The 14,909-nt window shown below is 70.2% G+C and carries 12 protein-coding genes and 1 pseudogene; 5 read left to right on the top strand and 8 right to left on the bottom strand.

Features of this window, described 5'->3' with window-relative positions; translation table 11 throughout:
* From ACWEN6_RS00460 to ACWEN6_RS00495, 8 genes and pseudogenes are all read right to left on the bottom strand, one after another.
* A complete protein-coding gene (locus tag ACWEN6_RS00460; RefSeq protein ID WP_452568247.1) occupies window positions 1–1,512 on the bottom strand; it encodes a hypothetical protein in 1,512 nt (503 codons plus the stop codon).
* Entirely contained in the window at window positions 1,509–1,700 is a 192-nt protein-coding gene (locus ACWEN6_RS00465; RefSeq protein WP_354917548.1) for a hypothetical protein, read from the bottom strand. The genes ACWEN6_RS00460 and ACWEN6_RS00465 overlap by 4 nt, the downstream gene beginning before the upstream one ends.
* Before the next feature lie 58 nt (window positions 1,701–1,758).
* Window positions 1,759–3,732, bottom strand: coding sequence for a B12-binding domain-containing radical SAM protein (locus ACWEN6_RS00470; protein WP_452568248.1), 1,974 nt, complete (start codon window positions 3,730–3,732; stop codon window positions 1,759–1,761).
* Between the two features lie 185 nt (window positions 3,733–3,917).
* Window positions 3,918–4,400, bottom strand: coding sequence for a hypothetical protein (locus ACWEN6_RS00475; protein WP_452568249.1), 483 nt, complete (start codon window positions 4,398–4,400; stop codon window positions 3,918–3,920).
* 87 nt (window positions 4,401–4,487) lie between these two features.
* Window positions 4,488–4,934 (bottom strand): lantibiotic dehydratase C-terminal domain-containing protein, encoded by a 447-nt coding sequence (locus ACWEN6_RS00480; RefSeq protein WP_452568250.1) that lies wholly within the window; start codon window positions 4,932–4,934, stop codon window positions 4,488–4,490.
* A 56-nt stretch (window positions 4,935–4,990) separates the two neighbouring features.
* On the bottom strand, window positions 4,991–5,290 hold the full coding sequence (locus ACWEN6_RS00485; protein ID WP_452568251.1) for a hypothetical protein: 300 nt from the start codon (window positions 5,288–5,290) through the stop codon (window positions 4,991–4,993).
* Between the two features lie 173 nt (window positions 5,291–5,463).
* Entirely contained in the window at window positions 5,464–5,637 is a 174-nt protein-coding gene (locus ACWEN6_RS00490; RefSeq protein ID WP_354849880.1) for a hypothetical protein, read from the bottom strand.
* A gap of 287 nt (window positions 5,638–5,924) precedes the next feature.
* Window positions 5,925–6,050, bottom strand: a pseudogene (locus tag ACWEN6_RS00495) (beta-galactosidase); the annotation flags it as partial.
* Window positions 6,051–6,225: 175 nt separating this feature from the next.
* Between ACWEN6_RS00495 and ACWEN6_RS00500 the strand changes: the two are divergent.
* The 5 genes from ACWEN6_RS00500 (at window position 6,226) to ACWEN6_RS00520 (ending at window position 14,805) form a co-directional block, all read left to right on the top strand.
* Window positions 6,226–8,511, top strand: a complete 2,286-nt coding sequence (locus tag ACWEN6_RS00500; protein WP_452568252.1) for a TIM-barrel domain-containing protein — start codon at window positions 6,226–6,228, stop codon at window positions 8,509–8,511.
* An 18-nt stretch (window positions 8,512–8,529) separates the two neighbouring features.
* A complete protein-coding gene (locus tag ACWEN6_RS00505) occupies window positions 8,530–9,849 on the top strand; it encodes an ABC transporter substrate-binding protein (RefSeq protein WP_452568253.1) in 1,320 nt (439 codons plus the stop codon).
* A gap of 115 nt (window positions 9,850–9,964) precedes the next feature.
* Complete coding sequence (locus ACWEN6_RS00510; RefSeq protein WP_380829669.1) at window positions 9,965–10,906, top strand: carbohydrate ABC transporter permease; 942 nt, start codon at window positions 9,965–9,967, stop codon at window positions 10,904–10,906.
* Complete coding sequence (locus ACWEN6_RS00515) at window positions 10,903–11,793, top strand: carbohydrate ABC transporter permease (RefSeq protein ID WP_452568254.1); 891 nt, start codon at window positions 10,903–10,905, stop codon at window positions 11,791–11,793. The genes ACWEN6_RS00510 and ACWEN6_RS00515 overlap by 4 nt, the downstream gene beginning before the upstream one ends.
* A 72-nt stretch (window positions 11,794–11,865) precedes the next feature.
* Window positions 11,866–14,805, top strand: coding sequence for a glycoside hydrolase family 3 C-terminal domain-containing protein (locus ACWEN6_RS00520; RefSeq protein WP_452568255.1), 2,940 nt, complete (start codon window positions 11,866–11,868; stop codon window positions 14,803–14,805).
* Window positions 14,806–14,909: the final 104 nt, after the last annotated feature.

Genomic DNA, 14,909 nt, shown 5'->3' on the forward strand with positions numbered 1-14,909 from the left:
TCAGGCGATCGACCGGGTGCGGTGGTGCCGGAAGACGGCGTCCATGGAGGGAGGCGCGGCCGCCGCCGGTTCCCCGGCGCAGTCGGAGATCAGCCGGTAGCCGAGATACCGGCCCACGGCGGGGGGCGCCCATCCCGAGCTCCGCTCGGCGGGCGTCCACAGCTCTGGCGGCTCATCGAGGCCGTCGGCCAGCAATCCGTCGAGCCAGGCGTCGTGGCGCCGGAGCCAGGCCAGTTCCGCCGCCGACACGCCGAGGTGCGCTTCGAGGCCGCGTCCGGGGAAGGCGCGCAGTGAGGCGTGGACGGCACGGCCGACGTCGTAAAGCGCCTCGCTCAGCGAGTGGACGCCCTGGCCCTCGGCCAGGATTCCCGCCTGCTCGCGCAGGATGTCCTGGTCGGTGACACGGGGCTCCCTCGCGGGGGCGAGCCAGGGATACCAGGTGCGGGCGATCGGGGCGTCGGCCGCGCGCCCGCCGCTCCAGCGCATCCGGATCCCGGCCCCGGGCGCCGGTTCGACCGCGGGCTCGCCGTCCGCTTCGGCGGGCCGTGTCCCGTCGAAGCGCATCTCGCTGATCCGCCGGTGGGCGTTCCTGATCGCCCCCGACCAGCCGTCCACCTCCAGACCGGACGCGGCGGCCTGCGCCCGCGCCAGATAGCGGAGGGCGAGCGCCCGCGTCTCCTCGGCCGCGCCCGAGCGCGCGAGCAGGTCGCCGACCTCCTCCGCGCTCGGCCTGGCGCCCGACTCGACGCGGCCCCGCCAGCCGGCGGACAGGAAGGCGCGCGTCAGCGGATAGGTGTACATGCGGCGTTCGTAGTCCGCGCGCCAGTCGTCCAGGTCGTCGGCCAGTTGGAAACCGATGTAGAACAGGTCGTGCGACGCCTCCAGGGTCTCGATGACCTGCTGGTTCCCGTCGAGCGCGGAAAGCGCGGCCAGGCAGCTCTTGGCGACCGCCGACTTCCCCGAGTAGATCATCTCCAGGTCGTCCGGCGGGTAGGGGGTGACCAGGTCGCGATGTCGTGCCCCCTCGGCGAGCATGGCCCGGCTGAAGTGCTCGTAGTTGCGGTCGAAGCAGGTCCAGAAGCGGCTGCCGGCGGGGAACAGCTCGTGCAGCATGCCGAGCGCCTCCCGGTACAGCGCGGTGCTCAGCAGCAGCGTCCCGGAATCGTCCGGCGATGGGCGGTCGCACAACTGGTCCAGGCACAGCACGTGATCGAAAAGGAGGGATCCGCAGGTGCACAGCGCGCGCAGCCCCGCCAGCGAGACGTTCGGGAAGGCGCCGTAGAACAGCAGCGGGTAGGTGGAGAAGCCGCGCGTGTCGACGCCGGCCGCGATGCGACGTTCCGAGGGCGGGGCGCCGGCGGCGGGCAGGCCGTCCACGCTCAGCGCTCGCCGAAGCCGGCGCGTGATCGGGCGGCGCGCGTCGTGCACCAGGACGTTGTCACCCTGCCAGCCGACGTGCGTCTCCTGCTTGACGGGCGCCGCGCCCGGGTTCCCGGGCCGGCGACCGGTCACCACTGCGCCGTGACGATCTGCGTGACCACGGTGACGACGCCGCCCGCTTCCCCTTCCGCCTCCATGCGCGACTCGAGCTCCACGAGCCCGAGGTCCTCTATCGGCAGTTCTTCGAGCGGCAGCTCGTCGAACGGCAGCTTCTCGAAGGGCAGTTCGTCGAAGGGCGTGGTCGTCTCGGGGGTGTCCATCGCGTTTCCTCCGGTCTGGTGTTCCGCTGCGGCCCGGCTTCGCGTGATCGGCGCCTGGCTACACGGGGCTCGGGGCCCGCGCCGGGATGAGCCCCATCGCCCTGAGATGCCGTTCCTCCAGGTGGTGTCTGGTGGTGAAGCCCGTTCGCTGCGAGAGGTTGCGGATGACGAGCTGGGGCCGGCTGACGAGCTGCCGTGCGATGTCGCGGATCTCCAGGACGTCGCCGGCCCGCACGAGCGGGTTCGGCGTCCGTGGCACGCTCGCTTCCAGGAAGACGTAACCGCGCTGCCGCACGAGTTTCAGGTCGACGAACAACAGGTCGTGCGCGCCGGGCCTGGCGTCGGGCGGGCCGCCGGCGCCGCGCAACGACTCGCTGAGCGCTTGCACGTCCCAGTCGAACCGGCGGAAGACCGTGGGCTGCGGGATGAGCCCGCGCTGGAGGGCGTAACGCACCTCGAAGTACTCGACGAGGTCGGGGAGATACGGGGCCCGGTCGATCAGCTCGGGCAGCACTTCGGCCCTGACGTAGGCGCACAGGTCGAGCACGAAACGGTACAGGAAATAGTCCTGCGCGCGTTGCTCGCCGGAAAGGGTGCGGCGCTGCCAGGCGGTCCATCCGGTCAGGACGCGGCGCGGGTCGGCGCCGGCGTGCCGCAAGGCGATGAACAGCAGCGGGCAGGTGTAGGTGGCGGCGGAGACCGCCTTGGCCAGCTCCCGGTCGAGGTGGGGGGTGGGGATGAAGTAGAAGTTGGAGAAGATGCCGGGGTGGCGGCGGACGAGCGTGATCTCGGCCTCGTTCAGCAGGAAGAGCGAGATGTCCGAGCTGTGCCCGTCGAACCGCAGGTCGTCCTGGTGCTGGGCGTGCAAGGGACTGCCGGTGAGCGGGGCCAGCAGGTGCATCTGCGCCGAGGTCTTGTGCGACAGCTCCAGAACGTCCAGCGCGAGCTCGAAGGAGTCGAGCGCGTCGGTCACCGTCTCGTCGGGGAACCCTGTGATGAACGACGCGGTGGGGGAGATGCCGTTGTCGACGCAGGAAGAGATGACGGGAAGGACCCGGGAGACGTCCAGGCGCTTCTTGATGGAGGGCTGCAACGGCTGGGCGCCGGTCTCGACGCCGAAGAAGACCCCCATGCACCCCGCGTCCGCCATCTCCGCCAGCAGCGCGTCGTCCACCCTGTCGGTGCGCGCGCTGCACCCCCAGGAGTACCCCTCGCCGCCCTCGCGGAGCACCTCACAGAACCGCCGCACCCAGCGGCGGTCGACGGTGAGCATGTCGTGCACGAGATCGAACCGGGAGAACCCGTGGGCCTGGTGCAGGAACCGCATCTCCGCGACCAGCCGCTCGGGCGACTTGATGCGGTGACGCCGGTTGAAATAGACGTTGGTGGAACAGAACGTGCAACCGTAGGGACAGCCCCGCCCCGCCTCGACCGGCGCCAGACCCACTCTGACCTGGTCGAAAGGGTAGAGGTCGTACGCGGGGTAGGGCAGCTCGTCCAGGTCCTGGAGCAGCGGCGCGCCGGGGTTGCGCACGACCGTGCCGTCGGGCCGCCGCCACGTCACCCCCGGGACGCGGCCCAGGTCGCCGTCGCCGGACAGCTCGCCGAGCATGGCGCCGAGGGAGACGTCGGCTTCGTTGCGCACGACGGCGTCGATCGAGGTGAACTCCGTCAGCGTGGCCACGTCCACGACGCTCGCCTGGGGGCCGCCGAGGACGATCTTCGCTTCCGGCAGGAGATCATGGCATTCTCCGGCCAATGCCAGCGTCTGCGGATAGGAATTGCACATCGTGGTGAATCCGACGACGTCCGGGTTCAAGCCCGCGATGAAGCCGGCGACGTCCCGGTGGAAACCGGGGCCGTCGGTCGCCGTGCCGTCGAAAAGCGCGAGCGTCTGGTCCACGACGATGGGCTCGTGCCCGGCCGCGCGCACGTGCGCCGCCAAAGTGAGCAGATTGAGGGGAACATAGGGTGAGGGCACCTTGCCGTGGTGCCAGTCGGCATTGAAACAGGTCACAAGCGCGATGCGCATGCGCACCCCCGCTGAGAGTGCAGATTCCCAGAGTCTAGAGACGTCTTTTGTTTCCGTCCAGGGTCTTTTCGGCGTCGATCATGCCAATCCGTTCTGGGTGGATTGAGATGATTTGTGGAAATGCACGGTGAAATGATATTCAGGACGGCGATGGGAAGGCGCACAATGTTCCGCCGGCTCGCGGGTCAGGCGTGGATGATCGCGCGTTCGTTCGCGGCCGCGCGCCGCGGACGCGGCGTCGCCCGCACGGCCCGGCTGGCCCTGCACGAGGTGCTGTTCGACCTGCGGCACGGGACGGACACCTCGATGGAGCCGCCCGGCCGCGCCACCGCGCACGAGGGCACCGATCCGCTGCTCTTCGCGGAGATTCTGCGGCATGCCGGGTTCGCCGCGGACGGCCGCGCCCTGGTGGATTTCGGCGCGGGAAAGGGCCGGGCGCTCATGCTCGCCGCCGAACACGGCTTCGGCACGGCGATCGGGGTCGAATCATCACCCGAACTGTGCGCGATCGCCACCGCGAACATCGCGAGATACGGCCGCCGCCGTCCGGGCGCGTTGTCGGTGACGTGCGCCGACGCCGCGTCCTTCGAGGTGCCCGCGGAGGTCACCGTGGCGTACTTGTTCAACCCGTTCGACGCCGACACCATGAGCGCGGTCGTCGACCGCATACGCGAATCACTCGACCGCGCCCCCCCGGGAATTCCATGTCGTCTACCTGAACCCGCGCCACGCCGGCCCGTTCGCTGGCGCCGGATTCATCGTGGAGCATCGGCGGCCGGACGCGCTGTTGCTGCGCCGGCCCCGTTGAGCCGCCGCCCCGCTCGCGACCGGTACCAGCGACCGAGGAAGTCGTACAGGACCAGCTCCTGGGCTCGGGCGGCGGAGGGCAGCATCCGGTTGGCGTGCATGTGGAGGAAGCCGCCGGCGAGCGCGGTGAGCGGGCGGGTGAGGCGGCCGGCCTCCGCGCACGCCGCCAGGTCGCCGGCCACGGAGGCCGGCGCGCGAGACCGTGCCGCGTAGGGCGGCGGGCCGGTGGGCGGCTGCTGTGCCCGGCGCGGGGCGCGCCGTCCGGGGCGCCGGCCCAGTCGTCCAGCCGCCGCTCCAGCGACGGGGACGCGACCATGAGCGCTTCGCGCACGTCGGGCCGCAGGCACAGCGCGCGCAGCCTGTCGAGGACGCGGGCGCGGTCGCGGTCCGTCCATGACGCGAACTCCTCCGGTCTCGGCCGACGGTGCCTATTTCACCGGGCGGGGAGTAGTCAACTTCTCCTGGTATCCGTGGCGGCCATGTTCGGCACCTCGACCATGAGCATCACATCCCAGTCGTCGCGATTGACATGCGGAGCGACCAGCACGCGGTAGTCGAGGATCAGGCCCTCGCGCTTGGCCTCGTCCATCAGCGGTGTCCAACCGGCGCCCAGGTTGCGCAGGCATTCCGCGGTCATGCCCGGCTTGGTCTGGGCGAACTGGATGGACCAGACCGAGCCCTCGGTGAACGGCAGCTCCCGGCGGGCGTTCGCCGCGGAGGCGGCCGGCGGTGACTCGTCGTTCTCGATCACGGTGCCCTCCCTGGTGCTTCGCGACTCGTCGCGTCATGCCTCGGTGGGCGGGCCCCCGCGAATCCCTGGCCCCCTGTGCTCTAGGCACGCGGCATAGACACGTTCCGTCCTCGTGCGAATACCCCGTGCGAATACCCGCGGCGGGGCGATGCGGGACGATGAGGGCGCGCCGGTCAGGCGGCGGGGGTGCCGCCGCCGGGGCGGGGGAAGCGGATCACGTTGCGGCCGGTGTAGGCCTGCAGGTGGACGACCTTGCTCTCGTTCGCGGGCTTTCGACGGTGCGCCGAACCGATGTCGCGCACCTTGTGCCGCGGAACGTACGCGGGCACCACGGCCAGCCTTCTCATCGAGCCCCCCGGCGTGATGATCTCGTTACATGAGATGTCTACAGAGGTCGGCGTAAGACTATTGTAAAGATCTCTAGTATGGCAGCGGACGCCCGGAAGGCGAGCGCAGATCGAGAGGGATCATCGTCTCGGGACGGTGTCCGGGGCGGGGCCGGGCGATCCTGACGCGTCTCATCGCGTTCTCCCTCCGATGGAGGCCGAGTGTCTGGGAGAACCATCCCTCCGCTCGCTTGCGATCCTGTTGCCGCCCGCTTGCACCCGCCCGGCGAGGCGCCCGGGTGGATGTAGGTGACCAGGTTGACCCCGGCCTCGCGCATGAGGGCGACGTCCTGGTGCCAGACCTCCTCGGGCCACTGCTCGGGGTTGTGGTCGCCGCCGTGGCAGAGCCCGGGCACGCCCCTCGGACGGTCGATGGCCTCTCCTCGGGTTACGGCCGCGGCCGCCGTTAATTCGTACGGTGCTCAAACTAAGGACGGGTCCGCCGCGCTGTCAACGGGACGTCCACCGGCGCGCACGGCGTTGACGTTTGTTCGTATAGTCGGCAAACTAATTCGCGTCGTCTTCACCCGGACCGCCAGGAGCGCCGCAATGCCGTACCGTCCCCCCCTGGTCGCGCACGAGTACTTCAGCGCCGATCCGCCGGAGCTGCCGGTACGCGCCCAGGGGGAGCAGGGGCTCTCCGCGCTCGTCCGGGCCGAGGTGATGGCCTCCGGCGGTGACGGGGTGACCTTCAAGGCCTCCACCTCCGCCGAGGAGGTGCTGGTCGTCCAGGTCGGGGTGGCCGGCGAGGGCGTGATCCGCGTGCGGCTCGGGGAGGACGTCGCGGCGCGCACCCGGTCGGCGCGCGCGATCGAGATGGTCCGCCCGGGCCGGTTCGGCGGGGCGCGGGTGGAGGCGGGCGAGGGCCGGGTCGTCGTCGACGCGGGCGCGGTGCGCGCCGAGATCACCCTGGACCCCTGGCACCTGCGCTTCACCGACGGCGACGGGCGGCTGCTGACCGAGCAGGACCGCGGCCATGTGGACATCAGCGGCCGGCTGCGCACGCTGCCGTTCGGGCGGTCCCTGGTCGAGGGCGCGGCGGTGGCCTACCAGGAGAGCCTGGTCGCCCAGCCGGACGAGCACTTCGGCGGATTCGGGGAGAAGTTCACCCCGCTCGACAAGCGGGGCCAGCGCCCGCTGATGTGGAACTTCGACGCCTTCGGCGCGGAGTCCGATCGTTCCTACAAGAACGTTCCATTCTTCGTCTCCAGCCGCGGCTACGGCCTGCTGGTGGACAGCGGCATGCCGGTGGAGTTCGACCTCTGCCGCGCGACGCACAGCTGTGTCGAGATCGTCGTCCCGGACGACCTGATCGACTACTACCTGATCGCCGGCCCGTCGGTCCCGGAGGTCCTGGCCCGGTACGACACGCTGACCTGCGCGCCGGCCCTGCCGCCCAAGTGGGCCTTCGGCAGCTGGATCTCCTCGGGCTTCTTCAAGGACAGCCAGGAGCGGGTGCTGGCGCGGGCCGGGAAGATCCGCGAGCGCGGCATCCCCTGCGACGTGCTCCACCTGGACTGCTACTGGCAGACCCTCGGCCACTGGTCGGACCTGCGGTGGGACGCCGAGAGCTTCCCCGACCCCGAGGGCATGCTCGCCACGCTGCGCGAGCAGGGCTTCCAGACCTGCCTGTGGATGAACCCCTACGTCTCCCACCTCAGCCCGGACTTTCCCGACGCCGCCGCCAAGGGGTACTTCCTGAAGGACCAGGACGGTGAGACCTACGTCGCGGACTCCTGGCACGGCTCGTACCCGGCCTGCGGCATCATCGACCTCACCAACCCCGAGGCCGTCGAGTGGTTCACCGGCCTGCTGCGCGGGCTGCTGCGGCAGGGCGTGGCGCTGTTCAAGACCGACTTCGCCGAGGGCGTCCCGAGCGACGCGGTGGCGCACAACGGCATGAGCGGCACCGAGCTGCACAACGTCTACTCGCTGATGTTCAACGACGTCGTCTCCGGCGTCACCCGCGAGGTGAACGGCCACGGCATGGTGTGGGCGCGCTCGTCCTTCCTGGGCGGCCAGCGGCACTCGGCGCAGTGGGGCGGGGACACCTACACCTCCTATCCCGCCATGGGCAGCACCATCCGCGGCGGCCTGTCGCACGGCCTGTCGGGCATCCCGTTCTGGAGCCACGACGCCGGCGGCTTCACCGGGACCCCCTCCGACGACCTGTACGTGCGGTGGGCCCAGTTCGGCGCGCTGTCGCCGCTGGTCCGCTTCCACGGCACCACCAGCCGCGAGCCGTGGGAGTTCCCCGCGGTGGAGCACCTGGCGGTCGAGGCGATCAGGCTGCGCTACCGGCTCATGCCCTACATCTACTCGGCCGCGGTCGAGGCGGCCCGCACCGGCGCGCCGATGATGCGCGCGCTGTGCGTCGACCACCCCGGCGACCCGGTGGCCTGGCAGGCCGACCTTGAGTACCTGCTCGGCCGCGACCTGCTGGTCGCCCCGATGACCTCCGCCGACGGCACCCGGCAGGTGTACCTGCCCCAGGGTGAGTGGGTGGACTACTGGACCCACGAGGTCCACCGCGGCGGGCGCTACATCACCGTCACCAAGCCCCTGGAGCAGATCCCGCTGTTCGTCCGGCACGGCGCCCTCATCCCGGTGACCGAGGTCCGCGACACGGTCGGCGACGGCCCGTTCACCGATGTCGCCGTCGTCGCCTACGGCGGCGGGGGCAGCACCATCATCAGGGACGTCGACGGCGACACCACGATCACCACCGTCCGGGACGGCGATGTGCTGCGCGTCGGCGTGACCGGTCCCCTGCCGATCACCACCGTCGAGATCGCCCCCGTCGCCGGCGCCCCGGCCACGGTCGTCGTCGGCTAGCACGACTGGAGAAACACCATGTCCAAGACAGGGATCGTCGCCGCGCTGGTCGCGGCGGCGCTGACACTCGCCGCCTGCGGCTCATCGGGTTCCTCGGACACGAGTGGCACGAGCGGCGGGGGCGGCTCGAACGAGGCCAAGACCCTGACGCTGTGGCACTACGAGGGTGCCACCAGCGCCATGGGCGTCGCCTGGGCCGAGGCCGTCAAGCGGTTCGAGGCGAGCCACCCGAACGTGAAGGTGAAGGTGGAGGAGAAGGGCTTCGAGCAGATCCAGAAGACCGCGAGCATGGTCCTCGGGTCCGACCAGGCGCCCGACATCATGGAGTACAACAAGGGCAACGCGACCGCGGGCCTGCTGTCCAAGCAGGGGCTGCTCACCGACCTCAGCGAGCAGGTCGCCAAGCGCGGGTGGGACAAGCTGCTCAGCCCGAGCCTGCAGACCACGGCGCGCTACGACGACCGCGGCATCATGGGGACGGGCAAGTGGTTCGGCATCCCGAACTACGCCGAGTACGTGATGGTCTATTACAACAAGGACGCCTTCGACAAGCAGGGCGTGAAGGTGCCCACGACGTTCGAGGAGTTCACCGCCGCGCTGGACAAGTTCGCCAAGGCCGGCGTCACGCCCATCTCCCTCGGCGGCGCCGAGTACCCCGCCCAGCAGATCGTGTACCAGCTCGCGCTGAGCAAGGCGCAGCGTCCTTGGGTGGACGCCTTCCAGCTCTACAAGGGCAAGGTCGACTTCCACGGCCCCGAATGGACCTACGCGGCCACGACCTTCGCCGACTGGGTGAAGAAGGGCTACATCGCCAAGGACTCGGCGGGGCTGAAGGCCGAGGACATGGGCACGGCCTTCATGTCCGGCAAGTTCCCGATCATGATCTCGGGCAGTTGGTGGTACGGCCGGGTGGCCACCGAGGCCAAGGGGTTCCAGTGGGGCAGCTTCCTGTGGCCGGGCAACCAGATGAGCGCCGGCTCCAGCGGCAACCTGTGGGTCGTGCCGGAGAAGTCCAAGAACAAGGACCTGGCCTACGACTTCATCGACATCACCATGAACAAGGACATCCAGAACAAGCTCGGCAACGCGGGCGGCGTGCCGGTGGCGGCCGACCCCTCGGCGATCACCGACGAGAAGAACAAGGAACTGATCGAGAACTTCAACAAGCTGTCCACCCAGGACGGGCTGGCCTTCTACCCCGACTGGCCGGCGCCCGGCTACTACGACGTCCTGGTCGCCGGCGTCCAGGAGCTGATCAACGGCGGCAAGACGCCGGCGCAGGTGCTGGACGAGCTCGCGCAGCCCTACAACGACAATCTCGCCGACATCGGCGGCTGACCCGCACGCCCGAACAAGTCGTGACAAAGCCGGAGAAGACCGGAACATCGTGTACGTAGGGGAGGGACGGCACGCCCCGCCGCCACCAGGCGGCGGGGCCGGGGCCGAGCAATAGATGGCAGTACAAGCTCCGGCGGCCCGGCCCGCGAGGGCCCGGACGCCCGAGCCCGTCCGGCGGTCGCGCGGGAGCGCCGGGTACTGGGTCTACCTGGTACCCAGCGCGGTTCTCTTCCTCGCGGTCATCATCGTGCCGTTCCTGATGAACGTCGCCACCAGCTTCACCCGCTGGAGCGGCGTCGGCACGCCCACCTGGACCGGGCTCGACAACTACCGGCGGCTGCTGCGGGACGAGACCTTCTGGGCCTCCTTCCAGCACAACGTCGCGCTGATCCTCGCCATGGCGGTCCTGCCCACCTTCGCCGGCCTCATCCTGGCCGCCGCGCTGTTCGACTACATCGGCAAGCGCTTCGGACCCCGCACGGCCAGCGCGCTGCGGGCGGCGTACTACCTGCCGCAGGTGCTGCCGGTGGCGGTCGCCGGCGTCGTGTGGGGCTGGATGCTCCACCCGTCCTACGGCGCGCTCAACCAGGTGCTCAAGGCGGTCGGGCTCGGCGCCCTGGCGGAGAACTGGCTGGGCGACCCCGACGTGGCCCTGGCCACCGTCATGGCCGTCATGGTCTGGTTCCAGCTCGGCTACCCGGTCGTCATCTTCATGGCCGGGCTCCAGCGCGTCGACCCCGCGCTGTACGAGGCGGCGGAGATCGACGGCGCGTCCTGGTGGCGCAGGTTCTGGCACATCACCGTGCCGCAGATCAGGCCCGAGACCTTCGTGGTGCTGCTGACCTGCACCATCGCCGCGCTCAAGGTCTTCGGGCCGATCTTCGTGCTCACCCGGGGCGGCCCGGGCAAGGCGACGATCGTGCCGTCGTACTTCAGCTACCAGAACTTCTTCGAGAAGGCGAACGTCGGCTACGGCTCGGCCATCGCCACCGTCCTGGCGATCATCATCGTGGTGGTCACCTTCCTGTTCCTGCGCATCCAGGAGCGCTCGTCATGACCACGCTCCCGGTACCCCGGGCCACGCGCGCGGGACACGCCGGCCACGTGCGCGGCCGGACTCCCGGCGCCGGGCCCGGCAGGTGGGCGGTGCTCGCCGCGCTGGCCGTGCTCGCCGTGGTGATGCTCCTGCCGTTCGCCATCGTCACGCTGAACGCCGTCAAGAGCCCGGCCGAGTACTCCTCCGGCGGGCCGCTCAGCCTGCCGCACGGTCTCTACCTCGACGGCATCATCGAGTTCTGGAACCGGGTCGACTTCGGGCGCAAGCTGCTCAACAGCCTGGTGATCAGCGCGTCGGTCGCGGTGCTCGCCGTGGTGCTGTCGGTGCTCAACGCCTACGCCCTTGGCATCGGCCGGGTGCGGGGCCGGCTGTGGATCCTCGTGCTGTTCCTGGTGGCCAACACCCTCCCGCAGGAGGCCCTGGCCTACCCGCTGTACTACCTGTCCAAGGCCGCCGGCCTGTACGACAGCCGGCTCGCGGTGATCATCATCTTCACCGTCGTCCAGGGCGCCTTCGGCACCTACCTGCTGTCGGCGGTGCTCGGCGACTTCCCCAAGGAGATCATCGAGGCGGCGGCCATGGACGGCGCGAGCCGGTGGCGCATCCTGTGGCGCATCGTCGTGCCGATCAGCCGCCCCACGCTCTCGGTCCTGATGATCTTCTTCTTCATCTGGACCTGGAACGAGTTCTTCCTGCCGCTGATCTTCCTGATCTCCAACGACAACCAGACCGTGCCCGTCGCGCTCGGCGTGCTCCAGGGCGAGAAGATGATGGACGCCACCATGAGCAGCGCCTCGGCCCTGCTGGGCATCGTCCCGGCCGTCGCCTTCTTCCTGATCTTCCAGCGCACGCTCACCCGCGGCGTCACGGTGGGCGCCGTCAAATGACCCGCTGAATCCCCTGTCGAACGCGCACACCACCTGACCTGGAGGCGCCCCATGTCCCCCCGGCGACCGTTATTGTTCGCGGCCGTCCTCGGCCTGATCACCACGCTGCTGGCGGCCCCCGCCGCGGCGGCCGAGGACCCGCCCTTCCGTGACCCGTCCCTGCCGCTGAACCAGCGCGTCGACGACCTGCTCGGCCGTCTCACGCTGGATGAGAAGATCTCGCTGCTGCACCAGTCGCAGGCCGCGATCCCGCGCCTCGGCGTCCCCTACCACAAGAACGGCACCGAGGCCCTGCACGGCGTGGCCTGGTCCAACGACGACGCCAACGGCTGGAGCCAGACCTTCGCGAGCGGCACGGTCTTCCCCCAGGCCGTCGGCCTGGCCAGCACCTGGGACCCCGAGCTGATCAAGAAGGTCGGCTCGGCCGTCGGCGACGAGGTGCGCGGCTACAACTCGGCCGACCCGGTCGCCTGGGGCACCCAGGTGTGGGCGCCGGTGGTCAACCTGCTGCGCGACCCGCGCTGGGGCCGCAACGAGGAGGGCTACTCCGAGGACCCGCTGCTGACCGGCGCGATCTCGGTCGCCTACGGCAAGGGCCTGTCCGGCGACGACCCGCTCCACCTCAAGACCGCCCCGGTGCTGAAGCACTATCTGGCCAACAACAACGAGTACCAGCGCAGCCTCACCTCCTCCAACCTCCCGCCGAGGGTGAAGCACGAGTACGACGAGGCGGCGTTCAGGCCGGCGATCTCCGCCGACGCGGCCACCGGCGTGATGGGGTCCTACAACCTGGTCAACGGGCGGCCCAACACCGTCAACCCCGACCTCGGCGGCCTGGTGCGGAGCTGGACGGACAAGACCCTGTACAACGTGAGCGACGCCTGGGCGCCGCACGCGCTCACCGACCCCGAGCACTACTTCGACAACGAGACCGAGGCGTTCGCGGCCGCCCTCAAGGCGGGCATCGACAGCTTCACCGTGGACGACAACAAACCGGCCGTGATGACCGGGCTGATCAAGGACGCGCTCGCCAAGGGCCTGCTGGCCGAGAGCGACATCGACCGCGCCGTGCGGCACGCCCTGTCCATCCGATTCCGGCTCGGCCAGTTCGACCCCGACGGCGGCCCCTACGGCTCCATCACCAAGGACGTCGTCAACAGCCCGGCCAACCAGCGGCTCAACCGCGAGACCGCCGGCAAGGCCATGGTGCTGCTGAAGAACTCCCGCAGGACCCTGCCGCTCGACCCCGCCCGCGCCAAGAAGGTCGCCGTCATCGGCCCGCTGCACGACAGCCTGCTCAGCGACTGGTACGGCGGCAAGATGCCCTACCAGGTCACCCCGCTGGACGGCATCAAGGAGCGACTCCGCGCCGGCGCCACCGTGACCGGCGCCGACGCCGCGGACCGGGTCGCCCTCAAGGACGTCAAGACCGGCAAGTACATCACCGTGACCGGAGACTCGGCCGCGGTCACCGTGTCCGACACCACGCCGACGGCCGCCTCGCAGTTCGACCTGACCGACTGGACCGACGGCGTGACCACCCTGCGCAACGCCGGCAACGGCAAGCTGCTCACCGGCAACTGGGGCACCTTCCTCGCCAACTCCGACACCCCCGGCGGCTGGTTCGTCCAGCAGCAGTTCAAACTGGAGAAGCAGGCCGACGGCGCCTACCTCGTCAAGTACGTGGGCTACGAGATCAACGAGAGCTGGTGGTCGCCCGCGGACCCGTACGTGACCATCGACGCCGACGGCACGCTGAAGATGGGCGCCAAGGCCGACGCCGCCCGCTTCGCCAAGGAGGTCCTCACCAGCGGCGCCGCGACCGCGGCCGCGCAGGCCAAGGCCGCCGACGCCGCCGTCGTCGTGGTGGGCAGCGACCCGTTCGTCGCCGGGCGGGAGAACCACGACCGCACCGGGCTGGCGCTCGGCGACAGCCAGCAGGACCTCATCGCGGCCGTCACCAAGGCCAACCCCAACACCGTCGTCGTCCTTGAGGACAGCTACCCGACGACCATGCCCAAGGTGCAGGACCAGGTCGGCTCGCTGCTGTGGACCACCCACGCCGGCGCCGAGACCGGCCACGCGCTGGCCGATGTGATCTTCGGTGACGTCAACCCCGCCGGGCGGCTCACCCAGACCTGGTACAAGTCGGAGGCCGGCCTGCCGAGCATCCTCGACTACGACATCACCAAGACCGGCCACACCTACCTGTACTACAAGGGCTCCCCGCTGTACGCCTTCGGGCACGGGCTCAGCTACACGACCTTCGCCTACCAGGGGCTGAAGCTCAACAGCGGCACGGCGCGGCCGGACGGCACGGTCACCGCGACGGTCAAGGTCACCAACACCGGCGGCCGGGCCGGGGACGAGGTGGTGCAGCTCTACACCCACCAGGCGACCTCGCGGGTGACCCAGCCGGTCAAGCAGCTGCGCGCCTTCCAGCGCGTCCACCTCGCGCCCGGGCAGACCAAGGCCGTCACCCTGTCGTTCAAGGCCGCCGACCTGGCCCTGTGGGACGTCACCCGCGGCAGGTGGACGGTCGAGAAGGCCCGGCACGACGTCATGGTCGGCGGCTCCTCCGCCGCCGTCCACCAGCGCACGACGCTCGACGTCGCGGGGGAGAGGATCCCGCCCCGCGACCTGTTCAGGACGACCCGCGCCGCCGACTTCGACGACTACGCGGGCGTCGAGCTGGTCGACGAGACCAAGGCGGCGGGCGACGCGGTCGGCAGGACGGCCACCGGCGACTGGATCGCCTTCAAGGACGCCGACCTGCGCACCGGCGCCACCGGCCTGACCGCCGGCGTGGCCGCCACCGCCCCCGGGAAGATCGAGGTGCGCCTCGACGGGCCCACCGGCAGGACGCTCGGCACCCTCCAGGTGCCGGCCACCGGCGGCCTGTACACCTACACCACCGCCCGGACGCCCCTCGCCAAGGCGGGCGGCCGTCACGACCTCTACCTCGTCTTCACCGGCGACCTGCGTGTCAGGGACCTCACCCTGACCAAGTGATCCCCGCCCCATCCGCAGGAAGGCACGGCGCCTCGCCCGTCACGGCGAGGCGCCGTGCCGCCGTCCGGTGCCACAGCACGATCAGGCCTGGGTTACAGTCGATG

This window comes from Sphaerisporangium sp. NPDC004334 (assembly GCF_053602655.1).